Source organism: Halomonas colorata, assembly GCF_014897985.1.
GTDB classification, from domain to species: domain Bacteria; phylum Pseudomonadota; class Gammaproteobacteria; order Pseudomonadales; family Halomonadaceae; genus Vreelandella; species Vreelandella colorata.
In genome coordinates, this window is sequence record NZ_JABUZA010000008.1 from 82,532 (window position 1) to 99,970 (window position 17,439).

At 51.9% G+C, this 17,439-nt stretch carries 17 protein-coding genes, 1 tRNA gene and 1 other RNA gene; 6 read left to right on the plus strand and 13 right to left on the minus strand.

The features are described from left to right. Positions 1 to 73: 73 nt before the first annotated feature. The 10 genes from INT33_RS06345 to INT33_RS06390 all read right to left on the minus strand — a co-directional run bounded on the left by INT33_RS06345 (position 74) and on the right by INT33_RS06390 (position 9,127). Complete coding sequence (locus INT33_RS06345; protein WP_193091434.1) at positions 74 to 1,363, minus strand: TRAP transporter large permease; 1,290 nt, start codon at positions 1,361 to 1,363, stop codon at positions 74 to 76. Beyond that, positions 1,360 to 1,866, minus strand: a complete 507-nt coding sequence (locus tag INT33_RS06350; RefSeq protein ID WP_193091435.1) for a TRAP transporter small permease — start codon at positions 1,864 to 1,866, stop codon at positions 1,360 to 1,362. Before INT33_RS06350 ends, INT33_RS06345 begins: the two co-directional genes overlap by 4 nt. Before the next feature lie 80 nt (positions 1,867 to 1,946). Beyond that, positions 1,947 to 2,933, minus strand: coding sequence for a TRAP transporter substrate-binding protein (locus tag INT33_RS06355; RefSeq protein WP_193091436.1), 987 nt, complete (start codon positions 2,931 to 2,933; stop codon positions 1,947 to 1,949). 57 nt (positions 2,934 to 2,990) lie between these two features. Continuing rightward, positions 2,991 to 3,569, minus strand: coding sequence for a peroxidase-related enzyme (locus INT33_RS06360; RefSeq protein ID WP_193091437.1), 579 nt, complete (start codon positions 3,567 to 3,569; stop codon positions 2,991 to 2,993). Next, positions 3,566 to 4,075 carry a CMD domain-containing protein gene (locus tag INT33_RS06365; RefSeq protein ID WP_193091438.1) on the minus strand — a complete coding sequence of 170 codons (510 nt, stop codon included), beginning with the start codon at positions 4,073 to 4,075 and terminating at the stop codon, positions 3,566 to 3,568. The genes INT33_RS06360 and INT33_RS06365 overlap by 4 nt, the downstream gene beginning before the upstream one ends. A gap of 43 nt (positions 4,076 to 4,118) precedes the next feature. Then, positions 4,119 to 5,588 (minus strand): NAD(P)-binding domain-containing protein, encoded by a 1,470-nt coding sequence (locus tag INT33_RS06370; RefSeq protein WP_193091439.1) that lies wholly within the window; start codon positions 5,586 to 5,588, stop codon positions 4,119 to 4,121. Next, positions 5,585 to 7,294, minus strand: coding sequence for an aminotransferase class V-fold PLP-dependent enzyme (locus tag INT33_RS06375; protein WP_226940097.1), 1,710 nt, complete (start codon positions 7,292 to 7,294; stop codon positions 5,585 to 5,587). Before INT33_RS06375 ends, INT33_RS06370 begins: the two co-directional genes overlap by 4 nt. Beyond that, positions 7,224 to 7,691, minus strand: a complete 468-nt coding sequence (locus INT33_RS06380; RefSeq protein ID WP_226940098.1) for an Lrp/AsnC family transcriptional regulator — start codon at positions 7,689 to 7,691, stop codon at positions 7,224 to 7,226. Before INT33_RS06380 ends, INT33_RS06375 begins: the two co-directional genes overlap by 71 nt. Before the next feature lie 209 nt (positions 7,692 to 7,900). Beyond that, a complete protein-coding gene (locus INT33_RS06385; protein ID WP_193091440.1) occupies positions 7,901 to 8,686 on the minus strand; it encodes a DUF3750 domain-containing protein in 786 nt (261 codons plus the stop codon). A gap of 15 nt (positions 8,687 to 8,701) precedes the next feature. After that, entirely contained in the window at positions 8,702 to 9,127 is a 426-nt protein-coding gene (locus INT33_RS06390; RefSeq protein ID WP_193091441.1) for a DUF488 domain-containing protein, read from the minus strand. Positions 9,128 to 9,371: 244 nt separating this feature from the next. Here INT33_RS06390 and INT33_RS06395 point away from each other — a divergent pair, with 244 nt between their 5' ends. The 3 genes from INT33_RS06395 (at position 9,372) to INT33_RS06405 (ending at position 11,898) form a co-directional block, all read left to right on the plus strand. After that, positions 9,372 to 9,818, plus strand: coding sequence for an Rrf2 family transcriptional regulator (locus INT33_RS06395; RefSeq protein ID WP_192539669.1), 447 nt, complete (start codon positions 9,372 to 9,374; stop codon positions 9,816 to 9,818). A gap of 357 nt (positions 9,819 to 10,175) precedes the next feature. Continuing rightward, positions 10,176 to 10,919, plus strand: coding sequence for a Crp/Fnr family transcriptional regulator (locus INT33_RS06400; RefSeq protein WP_193091442.1), 744 nt, complete (start codon positions 10,176 to 10,178; stop codon positions 10,917 to 10,919). Positions 10,920 to 11,109: 190 nt separating this feature from the next. Further along, positions 11,110 to 11,898 (plus strand): SDR family oxidoreductase, encoded by a 789-nt coding sequence (locus tag INT33_RS06405; protein ID WP_193091443.1) that lies wholly within the window; start codon positions 11,110 to 11,112, stop codon positions 11,896 to 11,898. A gap of 93 nt (positions 11,899 to 11,991) precedes the next feature. Here the strand turns inward: INT33_RS06405 and ffs are convergent. The 3 genes from ffs to INT33_RS06420 form a co-directional block, all read right to left on the minus strand. Further along, positions 11,992 to 12,088: signal recognition particle sRNA small type (ffs, locus tag INT33_RS06410), an RNA gene on the minus strand. A 51-nt stretch (positions 12,089 to 12,139) separates the two neighbouring features. Next, positions 12,140 to 12,216 (minus strand) — tRNA-Met (locus INT33_RS06415). Positions 12,217 to 12,307: 91 nt separating this feature from the next. Next, entirely contained in the window at positions 12,308 to 13,240 is a 933-nt protein-coding gene (locus tag INT33_RS06420) for a choline ABC transporter substrate-binding protein (RefSeq protein WP_193091444.1), read from the minus strand. Between the two features lie 207 nt (positions 13,241 to 13,447). Here INT33_RS06420 and betI point away from each other — a divergent pair, with 207 nt between their 5' ends. The 3 genes from betI to betA are packed head-to-tail and all read left to right on the plus strand — an operon-like array spanning position 13,448 to position 17,275. Continuing rightward, the gene (gene betI, locus INT33_RS06425; RefSeq protein ID WP_193091445.1) at positions 13,448 to 14,062 is read left to right on the plus strand and encodes a transcriptional regulator BetI; all 615 of its coding nucleotides are present in this window, start codon (positions 13,448 to 13,450) and stop codon (positions 14,060 to 14,062) included. A gap of 19 nt (positions 14,063 to 14,081) precedes the next feature. Beyond that, complete coding sequence (betB, locus tag INT33_RS06430; protein ID WP_193091446.1) at positions 14,082 to 15,551, plus strand: betaine-aldehyde dehydrogenase; 1,470 nt, start codon at positions 14,082 to 14,084, stop codon at positions 15,549 to 15,551. A 50-nt stretch (positions 15,552 to 15,601) separates the two neighbouring features. After that, complete coding sequence (gene betA, locus INT33_RS06435; RefSeq protein ID WP_193091447.1) at positions 15,602 to 17,275, plus strand: choline dehydrogenase; 1,674 nt, start codon at positions 15,602 to 15,604, stop codon at positions 17,273 to 17,275. The last annotated feature ends 164 nt before the right edge of the window (positions 17,276 to 17,439 follow it).

A 17,439-nucleotide genomic window follows, 5' to 3' on the forward strand; every position in this document is an offset into this window, starting at 1 on the left:
GATAAAAACGGCTTTTAGAGGCACAAAAAAAGCCCCATGCCGTTTTTCCAGACATGGGGCCTAACTAATACGCTTAAAACGCTTTAGGGAACATCATTTGAGGCAGGAACAAAAATACGCTGGGCAGAAGAATAAGTGCCAAGATGACCGCCATGATTAATCCAACCAAAGGTAGCACTGCCATAAAAGCACGCGGCATGGAAACTTCACCAATTTGGGTGGCGATTAACAAGCAGATGCCATAGGGCGGCGTTATCAGGCCCAGAGTTAATGACAAGATAACCACTAATGCCATGTGGATTTGATTAATATCCGCAGCGATACAAATACCCTGAATAATCGGCAAGAAAATAATAACGGCCGTCACGGGGCTTAATACCGTCCCGATCACTAGCATAAAGAACATCACCATCAGCATGATGCCAACACGGTGGTCAGTCACCGATAAAATGAAGTTGGCGACATCCTGGGCAATCCCCAGATAAGAAATTAACCAGCCCATAATGCCCGCCGAGGCAACCGCAAACATAGGCAGCGAAAAAGAGATTGCTGACTCTGCCAGAATAGACGGCAATTGCTTAAAACGAATCGCGCGATAAAACACAACCGCTAGAATCAAGCCGACTAATACCGCTACCGATGCGGCTTCTGTCGCGGTAAAAACACCGGTGGTAATACCGCCAAGCACCACGAGAGGCAAGGCCATCGGCGGAGCCGCGACAACCGCAGTGCGCCCCATTTGCTTAAAGGAAAACTTGCCTGTCGCTTTAATATTTTCCCGCTTGGCGATGTAGTAGACGTAGCCCATTTGCATAAGCCCTACCAGAACCCCTGGAAGGACGCCGCCTAGAAAAAGCGCACCGACCGATACGTTGCCAAACGCACCGTAAATAACCATCAGAATCGAAGGCGGAATAATACCGCCTAATACCGATGAGGCAGCGGTTAAAGCAACGGCAAAGGGAGCCGGATAGCCCGACTTTTTCATCGCCGGAATCAACACGGCGCCAACGCTTGCCGTATCGGCCGCAGCCGAGCCGGAGAGACTGGCAAACATCATGGAGACCATGACGTTAATATGCCCAAGCCCACCGCGCACATGCCCGACTGAACTATCAGCAAATTTGAGCAGGCGATCCGTGATCCCGCCATCATTCATCAGGCGTCCCAGTAATAGAAAAAACGGGACGGCTAAAAGCGGAAACGAATTAATGCTGGCAAACATCTGGTTGGCAACCGACGTCAGCGACAGCCCCATTTCCAAAATAGTAAAAATAGACGCCAAGCCAATAGCAAAGGCAATCGGCACACTCAGTGCGATCAGCAGTAAAAAGCTGCCGATTAGTATAATTAGTGGGCTCATGAGCCTTCCACCCCATTCATTCGCTTGACCTTGCCGCCATTGCAAAGCGCCACCATATCGTCGTAAATAACTTCAATGGAAAATAAAAGCATAGCGAGGCCGGCAACAGGCAAGGCAGCAAATACATAGGCCATCGGCGTTCCCAGCGCTACCGAACGACGATTCCACCCCATATCCACCAGAATATTGCCATGCACCACCAGCACATAAATCAGCGGCAGGCAGGCTAGGCTGCCAAATAGGCGCAGCACACGCTGGGTAATGACAAACTGTGGGGGGAAAATATCGATCACATAGTGCTTGCGCTTACGCACTGCAACCGCCGCGCCAATAAATACCGCCCAAATAAAACAAGCCATTGCCACTTCATCTGTCCAGGAGACAGAGATTTTTAAGTAATTTCGCGCAACTACTTGATAGAGAACGGTCAAGATAAAAGCGGCAAACAAAGACCCCGCTAAACACAGCAAGAGCTTTTCCACTACATCATTGATTTTCCGCATTCGTCTGTCCTTTTATTGGCACGCGCCGCTTCTCCGCCCCACGCTGTGGTGCAAAGAAGGCGGCATGCTGGTCAAGGTCTTTATAGGCTGCGGATAGTCTCGAGCAGGTCAGTTAAACCGCGCTCTTCAGCAAACTCATCGTGCAAAGGCACCACTTGATCGATAAACGCCTGTTTATCAACCTCCGTCACGGTAACCCCGAGGTCTTCAAACTGCTTGATAAACTCGGCATCGTACTCAACCCCCTTCTCAGTGCCATATTCACCGGCATGCTGAGCCGCTTGCTGAATAATGGTCTGATCTTCTTCAGAGAACCGATTGAAGCGGTTTTCGCTGATCGAGATGTGGCTCATCATGATCTGGTGTTCCGTTTTGGCATGAAACGGTGCTACTTCGTATAAACGGCTTGAAAGATAGCCGCTAATAGTGCTCTCGAACGCACCAACAACACCGGTCTGCAAGCCGGTATAAATTTCTGTCCAGGGAAGCGACGTAGTTAATGCACCCGCCAGTTGCCATGTTTCAGCATCCAGGCGCGAACCTGTAACGCGCATTTTTACGCCTTCCAAATCAGACGGCTCTACGACCGGACCGGTATTGGTACTCAGGTTACGCGTTCCGCCGCCGGTCAAACTCAAAAGCTTTAGCCCAACGCCAGCATCGGTCATAGCCTGATCAAAATAACTATAAACCGCCGACTCAGGAGCGGTTGCCGCACGGAACTCATCCATGTCCTGGAACAGATAGTTAAGGCTGAAAATTTCGAAATCCGGAACATAGGGAGCCACATTCATCACCCCACCAATGATCATATCCGTGGTGCCAATGCGAATCTCATCCACCATGGTCTGGTCATTGCCTAACTGACCGCCCGGGAAAATTTGCACCGTAATACGATTATCCGTCGCTTCTTCAACCTCTGCCTTAAAGGCTTCTGCAGCGTCAATCCAGGGATGTGGCGCACTCACTACGGTACCCAGACGCAGGGTTTCTGCCAGTGCCGGGGATGCCATCAACAAGGATACAGCGCTTACCAATGCCAGACGGGGGAACGTATGTTTAATCATGGGGAGTCCTTCGAATGTGTCAGCGTTTCTTTAATTTTCAGTGTCAGGGCTTAAAGATCAGAGGTTAGAAACAGGTTCGCCAAGGGTATGCATTAACCGGTTTGCCCAGCCAAACAGCGTGGTTGAAAGTGTTAAATCAACAATTTCCTGATCGTCAAGACCCACATCGCGCAAGCTTTGAATATCACTATCGGTTACGTTAGGTGGGCACTCGGACAGGCGCATCGCGAACTTTAAAATAGCTCTGATGCGAGATTCCAGATCCGCCTCTTTACCGCGCAGGAAGATATCCTGCATGACCTTTTCATCGCCCACGATATTGTTATAACGATGGGCATGAACGGCCGCGCAGTAAATGCAGCGGTTGACCACGGAGGCAGCCACCGCGCCTAACTCACGCTCATCCCGCGACAGCCCGCCTTTATCGTACATAATGCCGTTAAACAACGAGGTACGAATCCGCAACGACTCAGGATCGTGCGCCAGCACCAGCACATAATCAGAGATTTTAGTATTGGAAGGCGTTTCTTTCAGCGCTTCATGCTGGGCAGGCGTGGCGCTATCTAAGTCGATAGGCGTGATATAGGGGCGCCAGGTGGGGATTCGCGACGTAAATTTATGAATAACGCGGCTCATTTAGCTTCTCCCACTTTATCTTTTCCCATCACGCTTAGTACCGCCGCAACGCGCAGCTGATAGTTAACAAATGCCACTAGGCCTGCCAGCCGAACGATATCGCTTTCTTCAATACCCGCCTCTTTGAGCGCTTGAATATCTTCCTTCGTGGCATCGCGGGGGCGCTGAGTGACTAAATCAACGTAAGTCACCATGGCACAAAGGCGTATTTCGTTTGCGGGAGGCTGGTTACCAGGCTCGGCAAGCTGGTAAGGATCAGCATCACTGCCATAGCCCGCGAGTAAATTAGCATAGTGCTGGGTCAAACCCGCCTGCTGGCAAATACGCGCCATCCGACATGCCAGAGCCGCTCTGATGTCGGCAGGCACTTGGCCTGCATCACTCGGCAATAAAGCCGCTTCGTAGGAAGCCTGGGTGAGATCCATCAGCTTGTGGCGCACAGCCAGCGCATCTGCCAACGGGCCAGTAGAGGGCACATTAGCCGCTTGTTCTAATACATGAGTCATGGTGATTCCTTGCTTTTTAATACGCTACTTATTAATACGCCACTTAGGCGTTAGCAGTCGCATCAGGTAAAGGCGTCGCTTGCCACTCATCGCCTAATAATTCTGGCGAATCGTACTGCTCAAGCCGCTGCCAGTGACGTTCGACATCTTCCCGGTAAAGATTGGCGGCAATTGCACCTGCTAGCCAGCTTGCGCCCTCACTGATCCCTGGAATATCGCCACTGACCTTGCCCAGGCTCACGGTCGCGCCATAGTTAAAGCAGTGAATATTACGCAACCAGGGTGCGGCTCCCGGCTCACGCTCCTGGAACGCAAAGTCACGCTGTACGTAAGGAAAGTTACCTAACTCGTCGTTCTTAAGCTCGGCGGGCGGCTGGTAGCAATCGCGCCATAGCAGAATACGGTCGGCGTAGCCGGCAAGCTCTGTGCGCGCCAGGGGGTCGATTTCAAAACCGGTGCCCAGGATCAAATAATCACAACGCACAGTACCCTGCTGGGTTTCAATAACAATCTCATCGCCCTCCATCTGCATGGTTTTTACACCACAGTCAAAGTGGAAATAAGCATTGTCATGACGGCTAACGCGTAAGGTGGAGCCGCGGGGTGGCGGCGTTTGGGTGGCAAACGAGTAGTGCATAATTTGCCAGCGCCACTCATCGGGCAATGTGGCGTAGCCATGGGTAAAGCCAAAGGACCCGATGCCCATCATTTTATTGATAGTGGGCATCTGCGGGCGACGAATTAAAAAGCGTACTTCCTGAGCACCATGCTCCAATGCCTCGGCGGCATTATCAACCGCAGAAGCCCCTACCCCAATCACCACTACCCGCTTGTCTTTTAAACGTGCAAAGTCGATCTCATCCGCCGAGTGCGACCAGGCGTTGCCGGGCAGGTTATTAACGAATGCTGGAATTTTAGGTGCGCCAGTGCCTTCACGGCCAGTCGCCATTACTAGTTTTCGGGTAAGCACGGTGTTGCTGGGCGCACCGGCGCCTGAAAGCTCAAGCCTTAACAAATCACCTTCGGGCGTAACGTGCTCGACCTTTACGTCATTCTCAACGGGGAGCTTTAATACGTCGCGGTACCAGCTTAAATAGGCCATCCAGGTGGGGCGCGGAATTTTATCAAGCGCTTCCCATGCCGGGTTACCGAACTGCGCTTCATACCAAGCCCTGAACGTGAGCGATGCAAACCCATAACTGGGGCCAGGCAAGGTTTTGGGAGAGCGCAAGGTTTCCATACGCGCGTAGTTCAGCCAAGGGCCTTCTAGACCAGCCGGATTACGGTCGAAAATACGGATATTGCTAATGCCACCGGATAGCAGCGCAAAGGCTGCCACCATGCCGCACTGCCCGCTGCCAATAACCACCACATCATGCACAGGCTGCCCGTCTTCCATCACCTGGGGAGGTACCCAGTTAGCGGGTGGAATATTCAAACATGCCAAGTCGTATTGAACGCGGGCATTAAGCGCTTCTAAGCCTGCGCCCGCCAGTGAAGGGGTCATGGTCATTGCGTCATCTCGATTTGTGCCTGAATAGCCTGCTCCGCTTCATGAGGCCACCAGAACCAACGAACGGGTACATCTGTAAACGGCGCATTCACCTCTAACGGCAGCGCTGTGGCCTGCTCAACGAGCTGCTGAGCCTGAGCAAAGCAATCGTCTTTTTCTGCCATTATGGTCGGCGCTTGGCGAGCATATTGCGGCAGAAGCGCATCCAAGAGATTCGTTGGCGCTTGGGTGGCGCTTTGATGGCGAGCAAGCCAAACGCCACTGGTTTCATCCACGGAATACAGCTTCATCAGTACAGGTGCATAGCGGGCTATAAATTCGACTGCCGATATTACATAGTTAGCGGTCTCATTGCTAAAAAAGAAATTAAAACCGAGCCTTACCCAACCTGGGCGATATAAGCTTCTGCCTTTTCGGACTAAATCTTCATGTTCAACTGCCGTTTTTTCATCTATTGATAGCAGCTCATGACCATAAGGACCGGCACAGGAACAGCCACCCCTCGCCTGAATACCAAACAGGTCATTAAGCATGGCAACAATCAGGTTATGGTGAATGTCACGCCCACCCGCGCTTATATTGAATGAAAAGATCGCCAGTCGAGAAGCAGTCAAAGAGCCCAATAGATGAATATTGCTGACAGCTTGCCAACGTTTCATTGCCATCTCGACCAGCTCACTTTCGCGCGCCTCAATATTGGCAGCGCCGACCAGGTCTTTAATACGAAACGCAAAGCCCGCGCGAATATCGCCCAGGATGCCTGGTGTCCCGGCTTCTTCGCGCCGCTGAACGTTGGTTACATAGCGATGGTGCTGAGCCGTCACATAAGACACTGTGCCGCCGCCCGCCACGGAGGGTATGGGATTACGGCATAGCGCTTTGCGGATAACCAGAATGCCGGAGCTCCCCGGGCCACCCACAAATTTATGCGGCGACAAGAAAATCCCATCAATATGATCGCCCTCACCCGTGCCCGCTACGTCGATGCTCACATAAGGGCCACTGGCGGCATAATCGAGCAATACAATGCCTTCATGCCGGTGAACCAAGCGAGCCAGTGCGGTAACGTCTGTTTTAATACCGGTGACATTAGAAGCTGCGGAAAACGCCACCACCTTTGTCTTGCGGTCAGCGTACTCTTCAAGACCTAGCGCCAACGACTCAAGGCAAGGGGTGCCGCTCTCGTTTAACGGAATACGCACCAGATCTACATCGCACTCACGCCACACAAGGTCATTAGAGTGATGTTCAAAGGGTCCGAGAAAGACAACGGGCCTGGAAAGCGACAAGGATTCAGACGGGGTTTGAAGACCAAGAATATGGCTACAGCGATTAATCGCAGCCGTTGCCCCTGCGCCGGCAAAGATAACGGCGTAATCGGCATCAGCGCCTACCGAACTCATTACTGCCTGGCGGGCCGCTTCACGAAGTTGAGTGGTGGTTTTACCGGTATAGGAGGTTTCGGTGTGGGTATTAGCGTAAAACGGTAACACCTGATGTCGCATGGCTTCTTCAACCAACCCCAGCGCCCGGCCCGATGCCGTGTAGTCAGCGTATAGAAGAGGCCGAGGCCCGAATGGCCCAGGAATAACCTCTCCCTCGCCAATCACGTCATCACGAATATATTCAATCCATTCAGATGACGTCGCCGAGTGGCAGCTCGGTAGTTTTTTTGACCTGTTCCATTGAGAAGCATGATGTGACATTACTGAGCTCTATTTTAGCGATAAGCCTTTTATAAAAGGCATCAAACGATTGGTTATCGCGCGTAATGACCTTAAGCAAATAATCGTACTCTCCCGCTAGTCGATTAACTTCCATCACTTCGGGGAAGGACTGAACGGCTTCTTTAAAAGCATCCAGCCAGGTTTGATTGTGTTTATCAGTTTTAATCATGACAAACACGGTCAAGCCAAGATTAAGCTTTTCAGGGTTTAGGACGGCGATTCTTTTTTCGATCACACCCTCTTTCTCAAGGCGCTGGATTCGACGCCAGCAAGGGGTTACCGAAAGCCCTATGCCTTCTGCAAGCTGGGCAATAGAAAGGTTATCATTATGCTGAAGCTGTTCAATAATTTTCAAATCAAATCGATCAATAAGCAATTTATTTCTCCTGAAAGCTCTGAATAGGAATATATTTCCAAAACCACCACGAGAATACCAGTCAGAAGAAAGATTTTTTCATTGCGGCGCTTAATTACCAAACATTCAAAGCGCACAACAAAAGTGCAATCTCATAAAGCTTGCACTCAAACAATACATTAATAAAAAAGCTTATTTTAAATTAAAGCTATATTGCCCTTCTTAGTTATTTACTCTGTTACGAAAGGGCCATTACCTAAAACATTGGCAGGCATTCCTAAACGACCCACGCCGGGTAATTTAAGCGCAGGATGCTTAACGTCAATTCCTACAGAGAGCCCCAGCAGATTAACTTCAATACCTTCCTCAAGCGCCACCAGTAGCCCCGCCACACCGCCCAGTGAAAGCTGATAGCCGGTACCGCTTGGCACCGGGGCAATCAATGAATCAAACAAGTAATCCTTACCGACGGCCGTCACAGGCAGCGTGACATCAAACCCCTCGACTTCGCGAGCGACCCACGCAACAAACGTATTGCTATTAGGGCCTGGCCATATTCGATACTGTTCAGCGCTGGGGTAGCGGGCGATCGCGTCCTCAATAGCCGGAATAAGCGCCGCCGCATCCTCCCCACGGTAATCGGCCAAAAGCGAAGGCGTATTGCCATACCAAGCACGATCCGGCATATCCTCCGCGGCGACAACCGTAGGTCGGCGCCAACTCATCACTTGATAAATATAATAGTGCGATGCCCCCGGCTTCTTCATTGCAATCCATGGATGCACGCCAAAAGCGCCACGCCAATTATAAGTATGGGCAGCATAGACCTGGATCACTGCATCGGCTGACGCGTCGGGATGCGGTGCCAACCCGGACGAAGAGCGGTCAAGCGTTGACCAATGCGCATCCGTCACAATCATGCCGCTGGCAAGCATCCACGCGGGGCCTATCAGCAACAAGCCAAGCGTCAACACTACCAGTAAAAACACGCGGAATACTCCGCGCTTTAATGTCATAAATAGCTCAAATAATTAGATCTCGGTCTGCTGGCTTAACATACAAGGTGAAGACGCTAGCTCGCGATCACCGCTATCCTCTTCTTCTAAGGCACCCAAAAGCGCTTCACGCAAAATCGGCAAATGCGACTGCTCAAGCTGGCGTGAGGCGGTCAAAAGCGTAAGCTTGCTTTGCCGGGCGTAGCGCATTAGGGGCAGTAGCGCGTCAGCAGACTCTTTTAGCTCCAGCCGGTAACGGGTTTGAAAGGAGGCCTCGCTAATTTTTTGCTGATGATAATCACGCCTCAGGGCTGAGGAAGGTGCCGCATCCCGATACCAGTCGGTTAATGCTAAGGAGGCACGTTCTTTACCACGTGGCCATAGGCGGTCGACCAATATACGTGCACCATCATGCTCTTCAAACGCTGAATAAACCCGCTTAAGGGCTATGTCATAGCTCATACGACCTCCCTGAGACAGCTTTTCCGTGCGGCTAATATGTACGAACACTGTGTATATCGTTTGTCCATGCTATACCCCCATGCTAACGATTTATCTGTCATAGGTTAAAAAAATCATCGACCCCAGATGAATAAGCATACATAACGGCATCCTGGCTGTTCCTTGGTGATCCCGCTTAGGAAGGACGTTCCCCACGCCCGAAAAACGCCGTACAATGCAGCGTTTAATCCACCCTCGGACTGCTATGCATTTAACTCGCTTTACGGATTATTCGATTCGCGTGCTGCTTTACCTGGCAACCAAGGGTGAACAGCGGACAACCATTACGGAAATTGCCGAGACGTTCTCGATCTCGCGCAATCACCTGATGAAAATCGTCCAGGAATTACATCAAAAAGAATACCTTAAAGCAATTCGCGGCAAACATGGCGGACTTTGGCTCAATCGCGCGCCCGAGCTTATTCGATTAGGCGCGTTGATACGAGACACCGAGCAGGAAATGGCGCTCGTCGAGTGTTTTCGAGACAACAATGCTTGCGTCATTACCCCTTCTTGTCGCCTAAAGCCGATTCTTAATGATGCGCTTGAAGCTTTCTTGGGGGTTTTGGATAATTACACGCTGGCAGATTTACTGCATGGCCGACAGAGTAAATTGGCTGCATTGATGAGGATTCCCACGGCCAACGTTTAGCCTTAATGCTTTAGTCTTGAGCCGCTTTCTTAAATTACGATTCTGTTTTCGTCCTGCATAACATGAGAAGATTCCATTTCCTGTACACATAGCCAGTAATGGATGCCAAAGCTGCCTGCTTCCTTTGGTTGCACGGTATATAAGCGTTATCTCACCTTAAAATTTGAATACACTGCTTTGCCAAACAGGACATTAGATTAACTGCATAATACGCAGTGCGATGATTGGGCTGCACACCCTACAACCTCTGGCTATTTACCCTCATGTGCAGCATGCTCAAGGCTAGATTCACACTATTAGCAAAGAAGCAGGTAAATGTTGCATGTGGCTTCATTTCTGCAAACCATGGAGTCCAACATGACTACCGCGCCCGATTCCCCCAATCAAATAATGATCCGTAAGTTAGACAGCATTTTCGTTCTCACTGACGAGGAAAAGCAGGCGCTTACAGACTTACCGGTTCAAATCAAAAACATTAAAACTAATCACGACATTGTAAGAGTGGGAGATCAACCGGCTCAGTGCTGCTTCATTGTTGAAGGTTTTACCTGTGTCTATAAAGTATCTATCGAAGGCAAGCGTCAAATAATGGCCCTACATGTGCCTGGCGATATCGCTGACCTGCAAAGCCTGCACCTGAGGGTCCTAGATATTAATATTGCCTCTATCAGCCCTTGCAAACTCGGCTTCATCCAGCACAAGGATTTGAACCAACTGTTCGAACGTCACCCTCGTCTTGCGGGTGTTTTCTGGCGTGAAACCCTTATATACGCCTCAATCTTTCGTGAATGGCTTCTAAATATAGGCCAGCGTGAAGCTTATTCGCGCATCGCGCATATTATCTGTGAACTCATGCTGCGCCTAAAGGCGGTAGGTTTAGTTGAGAACAACACGTTTCACATGCCCGTTACCCAGGCAGAAATAGCAGACGCGACAGGAATGACACCGGTTCACGTGAACCGAGTCTTTCAAGCGCTGCGCTCAGATGGCTTGATCCAGACTGACAAAAGTCGCATGACCATACCTGACTGGATCAAAATACAGCAGGCAGGCGAATTTGATCCTCTTTACCTGCATATTGAGAAAGATGCCGCTTCATAGCCGTTTGTTTAGTTTGGATGTGCCTGCTCCGGTGCTTTTTTTATACTGTGTCCATGGCTAATAATCTAGCCAGCTCAGTTTTATTGCCTGCCCCATAAAGCGCCAAATTCGTTACAGGCATACTATTATCGATCAATGGTGACTATTCATTACGCTAAAGCCGGAAATTGAATAAGAAGGAGCGCACAGTATGGATTTGGGAATCACGGGGCGCTGGGCAGTGATCTGTGCAGCAAGCAAAGGGCTAGGCCGGGGCTGCGCTGAAGCGCTCGCCAAAGAAGGTGTCAACCTAGCCATCAACTCGCGTAACGCCGAGGTGCTCGAGAAAACCGCCGAAGCATTACGGGCACTGAACCCTGAAATTGAAGTTCGCCCGGTACCCGGCGATATTGGGCATGAAGAAGTGCGCGAGGCACTGCTTGCTGCCTGCCCGCAGGTCGATATTCTGATCAATAACAACGGCGGGCCACCACCCGGTGATTTCCGCGACTGGGATCGTGAAGATTGGATACAGGCCGTGGACGCCAACATGATCACGCCGATAGCGCTAATCAAGGCGACGGTGGACCGCATGGCCGCCAACGGCTTTGGACGCGTGGTCAACATCACGTCAGGTGCTGTGAAAGCCCCCATCGATATCCTCGGGCTTTCCAACGGTGCACGCAGCGGGCTGACCGGCTTCGTCGCCGGGCTCGCGCGCCAGCCACAACTTGCCTCATGCAATGTCACGATCAACAACCTGCTACCCGGCTCTTTTGACACCGATCGGCTACGCGGCAACTTCAAAAACGTCGCCGAGAAAACCCAGCAAGACATTGAGCAGGTACGCGAGCAGCGTGTTCAAGGAGTGCCTGCCCGACGATTCGGCACAGCTGAAGAGTTCGGCGCCTTCTGTGCGTTTATGTGCAGCGAACATGCGGGCTACCTGACCGGGCAGAATATTTTACTCGACGGCGGCGCCTATCCAGGGACGTTCTAGCAGAATGTATACGCGCATTCACACTGAGCAAATTATGGGAGGTTAAGGCACGTTTACGGCAATCTGGAAGGGGTATAACAGAAATGGAGGCGGCCCCAAAAGCCACATCCCGGCACACGCAGCCACCACTACCGTTGCTCCCTTCCGGGCCTGGCGGGGTTCGCAGTTTAGCGTTGCGGGAGGACCTAAGGGGCCACCATAGCAATACACATGAACTAAACGTGTACTGCGGCGCTGATTTTGGTGGCTAAGCCCTGATTTGAACAGGGGACCCCATCATTATGAGTGATGTGCTCTAACCAGCTGAGCTACGTAGCCTTTCCGACATCAGCGGGTGCAGATTATGCCTATTCTCGATGCAAAAGGCAAGCCGCAAACAGGCTTGCCTTTAAATTGGCTGATAACCTGCTTATAGCGCAGCCTGAACCGCTGGCAGAGCCGGTTCACCCTCCAGAGTCGTCACGCCTTCAAGCCACGCCTTCAATAAATCGTGATTTTCTTTTAAATAGCGATTGGCGGCAGCGCGAGGGTCAACGCCATCATCCATAATCGAACTCATTAACTGATTTTCCATTTCCAGCGTAAAGGTCATATTGCTAAGCAATGTACCCACGTTCGGGCACGCTTCGACAAACCCGGCGCGTGTATTGGTGTGCACCGTGGCGCCCCCCAGTTCAGGCCCAAAGTAGTCATCCGCGCCTGATAAGTAGGCCATATCAAAATTGGTATTCATGGGATGCGGCTCCCACCCCAAGAAGACCATCCACTCTTCATTGGGAACCCGCGTAGTAAGCTCAGAAAGCATGCCCGCTTCACTGGAATCCACGACCTGCCAATCGCCCAGCTCGTAAGCGTTATCATCAATCATCTGCTGAATAAGCTCGTTGCCATCGTTACCAGCCTCAATGCCATGTACGCGATGTTTAAATTGATCAGCGTGGGCCGCTAAATCATTCACCGAGGTTACCCCTGCATCATACACGTACTGCGGAACGGCCAGCGTGTATTTAGCGCCTTTAAGATTGGCAACCAGACGTTCAACATCGCCACTTTCAATATACGGGTCACTGATGGACGCCATAGAGGGCATCCAATTACCTAGAAAGACATCAAAATCATTATTGCGCATGCCCGCATAGGCAATCGGGACGGACACCGTATCGACTCTGGGCTCATAGCCCAGCGCCTCTAACACTTCACTTGCCAAAGCAGTGGTTGCGGTAATATCGGTCCAGCCAACTTCTGCAAAACGTACACGTGAGCAATCATCCGCCTGAGCCATCGCCGGTACGGCAGTTCCCATTAGTAGCGCGCTTAAACCGCAAAAATAGACGTGTTTCATTACCACTCCCCTTCTACTTGTTTAAATAGACATATTGTTTAAATGGACATATTGCTTAAATGTGCAGGTTTTTTCTTTAAACGCCAGCTCCATGTAACATGTGTATTTTTATTGATTGAACGATCAATAAAAAAAGCTAAGATAGACAGGTAATCATGCCTAATCCTAGGTTGCAAGGTGGGTATTCAACGTCAGTAGGAGATCGCTGTGCCCAAGGTGGGAATGGAACCAATACGCCGCCAGCAGTTAATTCACGCCACCATGGCGGCCATTGACGAGGTGGGATTAGCAGAAGCGACCATTATGCGGATTGCACGCCACGCGGGCGTTTCTGCGGGGATTATCAGCCATTATTTTGGCGGTAAGGATGGTCTGCTGGAAGCCACCATGCGTCAGATTCTGTCCGATCTGTCTGAAGCCGTTTCAGTGCGCCGTATGGCGTTGAATGATGACTCGCCCAGGGCACACATCAGCGCCATTATTGAAGGCAACTTCGACCGCACCCAGGTGACCGGCCCTGCCGCCAAAACCTGGCTCGCCTTTTGGGCCAGCAGCATGCATAAGCCCATGCTTCAACGCCTGCAGCACGTCAATGATCGGCGCCTGTACGCCAATTTATGCCATCAGTTTCGCCGAGTGTTACCTCATGCCGAAGCCCGAAAGGCCGCCCGCGGGCTAGCCGCGATGATTGATGGCTTATGGCTGCGCGGTGCTTTAACGCCCGAAGGCCTGGATACCGACGAAGCTCGCCACCTTGCCTACCACTACCTTGATCAACTGCTAGCGCATCACGGATGCCAGCAGTTTGCATCCGCTCACTAAGCTTTTAAAGGAGACCAACATGGCCGCTCAAGATGTACAGCCTCTGTATATTAATGGTCGCCCGCTCGCCGCCACCTCCGGCAATACCTTTACCGTTACCAACCCTTATGACGGCAGCCTTCTGGCAACGATTGGCCAAGCGAGCCAACAGGATGTTGACGCGGCAGTAAAAGCCGCGCAAAACGGCCAACGTGAATGGGCCGCCATGACCGGCATGCAGCGCTCGCGTATTTTGTTAAAGGCCGTTGCCCTACTCCGCGAGCGCAATTATGAACTGGCGGAGCTTGAAACCCGCAGTACCGGCAAGCCGATTAGTGAAACGGCCAGCGTTGATATCGTGACCGGCGCTGATGCGCTGGAGTATTACGCAGGCCTGGCGCCCGCCATTGAAGGTAGCCAAATCCCGCTGCGGGAAAGCTCGTTTGTGTATACCCGCCGAGAGCCGCTGGGCGTTATTGGCGCTATCGGCGCCTGGAACTACCCGATTCAAATCGCCTGTTGGAAAGCCGCTCCTGCGCTGGCCGCGGGTAATGCGGTGGTGTTTAAACCCAGCGAAGTCACACCGCTAAGCGCGATCAAACTCGCCGAGATTTTTACCGAAGCAGGCCTGCCCGATGGCGTGTTCAACGTAGTGCAAGGCGATGGCCGCGTAGGCGCGATGCTGACCGAGCACCCTGGCATTGCCAAAGTGTCGTTTACCGGCGAAGCAGGTACCGGCAAGAAAGTCATGGCCGCAGCGGCAAGCTCAACGCTTAAAGACGTGACGATGGAGCTGGGTGGCAAATCACCGCTGATCATCTTTGCTGATGCCGATCTTGATCGCGCCGCCGATGCAGCCATGATGGCTAACTTCTACTCCAGCGGCCAAATTTGCACCAACGGTACTCGTGTATTTATCGAGCGCAGTGTTAAAGATGCGTTTGAAACCAAGCTGACAGAGCGCGTCAAGCGCATCAAAGCGGGCGACCCGATGGATCCCAGTGTGAACTTCGGCCCGCTGGTCAGTTTTGAGCATCAGGAGAAGGTGCTTTCCTACATTGCGCTGGGCAAACAGCAAGGCGCGCGCGTACTGGTCGGGGGTGATGATAGGACGAATGGCCACTGGGCTAACGGCGCCTGGGCGGCCCCTACGGTATTTACCGATTGCACTGACGATATGCGCATTGTGAAAGAAGAAATCTTCGGGCCAGTCATGTCGGTGCTGGCCTTTGATGACGAGGCCGAAGTGATCCGCCGCGCCAACGATACTCAATATGGCCTGGCGGCGGGCGTATTTAGCGAAAGTTTAAACCGCGCCCACCGCGTTATTCATCAGCTGGAAGCGGGTATTTGCTGGATCAATACCTGGGGTGAGTCGCCTTCTGAAATGCCGGTGGGCGGTTATAAAGAGTCGGGTATTGGTCGTGAAAACGGTATCGAGACGCTTAACCACTATACCCAGACCAAGTCGGTACAAATCGAGATGGGCCCCTTTGAGTCGGTGTTTTAAAGCGAAGCAGCAGGCACGCAGATTATCCGACTTTCTATCAAGGTAAAATCATGTCGCAACCGCATGAATTCGACTACATCATTATCGGCGCTGGCTCAGCGGGGAACGTACTGGCCACACGCCTAACCGAAGATAACGATGTCAGCGTTCTGCTATTGGAAGCCGGTGGCCCGGACTATCGGCTCGATTTTCGTACCCAGATGCCCGCAGCACTTGCCTTCCCACTCCAGGGCAAGCGCTATAACTGGGCGTTTGAAACCGACCCGGAGCCCTATATGGATGGCCGCCGGATGGAGTGTGGCCGTGGCAAAGGGTTGGGCGGATCTTCACTGATCAACGGCATGTGCTACATCCGCGGCAACGCGCTAGATTACGATAGCTGGGCCAAGCAGCCCGGCCTGGAAGATTGGAACTACTTAAGCTGTCTACCCTACTTTAAAAAATCGGAAACCCGTGACATTGGCCCGAACGATTACCACGGTGGCGACGGCCCGGTCAGCGTTACCACACCCAAAGACGATAACAATCCGCTTTATCGCATCTTTATTGAAGCAGGCAAACAGGCAGGCTACCCCGAGACACAGGACGTAAACGGCTACCGGCAGGAGGGCTTTGGCCCTATGGATCGATTCGTTACGCCCAAGGGGCGGCGCGCCTCCACGGCAAGGGGCTATCTGGATATCTCCAAACAGCGCACCAACCTGACCATTAAAACCCATGCCGTTACCGATGTGATTACGTTTGACGGTAAACGCGCGGGGGGCGTGCGCTATGAGCGCAAAGGGAAAGCACAGACAGCTCGTGCCCGGCGAGAAGTACTGCTGTGCGGCGGCGCCATTGCCTCACCGCAAATTCTGCAGCGCTCAGGCGTAGGCAATCCCGAGCTGCTCGAGTCGTTAGGTATTGAGGTAGTTCATGCGCTGCCAGGGGTAGGTGAAAATCTTCAAGATCATTTGGAGATGTACATACAATACGAGTGTAAAGAGCCCATTTCGCTCTACCCTGCCCTTAAATGGCACAACCAGCCCATGATAGGCGCCGAGTGGCTATTCAAAGGAACGGGGATTGGTGCCAGCAACCAATTTGAAGCGTGTGCGTTTATCCGCAGCCGTGATGAAGAAGAGTGGCCTAATCTGCAGTACCACTTTTTACCCATCGCGATTAGCTATAACGGTAAAAGCGCTTTTCAAGCCCATGGATTTCAGGCCCACGTGGGCTCCATGCGCTCTGAAAGCCGCGGGCACATTAAGCTAACCTCTAAAGATCCCCACGCCGCGCCCAGCATTTTGTTTAATTACATGTCCAAGGCCAAAGACTGGCAAGAGTTTCGCGACGCGATTCGCCTGACCCGCGAGATTATCGCCCAGCCGGCGTTCGATCGATATCGAGGCCGCGAGGTTGCCCCCGGCGGTAAGGTACACACCGACGAAGCGCTTGATGAGTTCGTCAAACAGCATGCCGAAACGGCCTATCACCCCTGTGGCAGTTGCCGAATGGGTGAGGACGTACTCTCAGTAACGGATGGCCAAGGCCGGGTACACGGCTTGGAAGGGCTACGGGTGGTCGATGCCTCGCTGTTCCCGATAATTCCCACCGGCAACCTGAACGCGCCGACGATCATGCTCGCCGAAAAGATCGCTGACCGCATCCGCGGGCGCGAGCCGTTGCCAGCCGCCCAGGTCGATTACCATATCGCCAACGGCACACCGGCCAAACGGGTATAAATGGCGTTTAAAACGTACTGAAAAAAATAGTACTTAAAGAATAGCACTGAAAAAAGTACTGAAAAAATAGCGCTTAAAGAAGGTGGATTACTTCATAAAACGCCACGGCTTACGGCCGTGGCATTTTTTGACTAGGCTACTATTAATAAATGTGACTTGTATTA

Coding starts and splice junctions, on each gene's coding strand:
- INT33_RS06345 (WP_193091434.1), bottom strand. CDS start 1,363: ATGAGCCCACTAATTATACTAATCGGCAGCTTTTTACTGCTGATCGCA.
- INT33_RS06350 (WP_193091435.1), bottom strand. CDS start 1,866: ATGCGGAAAATCAATGATGTAGTGGAAAAGCTCTTGCTGTGTTTAGCG.
- INT33_RS06355 (WP_193091436.1), bottom strand. CDS start 2,933: ATGATTAAACATACGTTCCCCCGTCTGGCATTGGTAAGCGCTGTATCC.
- INT33_RS06360 (WP_193091437.1), bottom strand. CDS start 3,569: ATGAGCCGCGTTATTCATAAATTTACGTCGCGAATCCCCACCTGGCGC.
- INT33_RS06365 (WP_193091438.1), bottom strand. CDS start 4,075: ATGACTCATGTATTAGAACAAGCGGCTAATGTGCCCTCTACTGGCCCG.
- INT33_RS06370 (WP_193091439.1), bottom strand. CDS start 5,588: ATGACCATGACCCCTTCACTGGCGGGCGCAGGCTTAGAAGCGCTTAAT.
- INT33_RS06375 (WP_226940097.1), bottom strand. CDS start 7,294: ATGTCACATCATGCTTCTCAATGGAACAGGTCAAAAAAACTACCGAGC.
- INT33_RS06385 (WP_193091440.1), bottom strand. CDS start 8,686: ATGACATTAAAGCGCGGAGTATTCCGCGTGTTTTTACTGGTAGTGTTG.
- INT33_RS06390 (WP_193091441.1), bottom strand. CDS start 9,127: ATGAGCTATGACATAGCCCTTAAGCGGGTTTATTCAGCGTTTGAAGAG.
- INT33_RS06395 (WP_192539669.1), top strand. CDS start 9,372: ATGCATTTAACTCGCTTTACGGATTATTCGATTCGCGTGCTGCTTTAC.
- INT33_RS06400 (WP_193091442.1), top strand. CDS start 10,176: ATGACTACCGCGCCCGATTCCCCCAATCAAATAATGATCCGTAAGTTA.
- INT33_RS06405 (WP_193091443.1), top strand. CDS start 11,110: ATGGATTTGGGAATCACGGGGCGCTGGGCAGTGATCTGTGCAGCAAGC.
- INT33_RS06420 (WP_193091444.1), bottom strand. CDS start 13,240: ATGAAACACGTCTATTTTTGCGGTTTAAGCGCGCTACTAATGGGAACT.
- betB (WP_193091446.1), top strand. CDS start 14,082: ATGGCCGCTCAAGATGTACAGCCTCTGTATATTAATGGTCGCCCGCTC.
- betA (WP_193091447.1), top strand. CDS start 15,602: ATGTCGCAACCGCATGAATTCGACTACATCATTATCGGCGCTGGCTCA.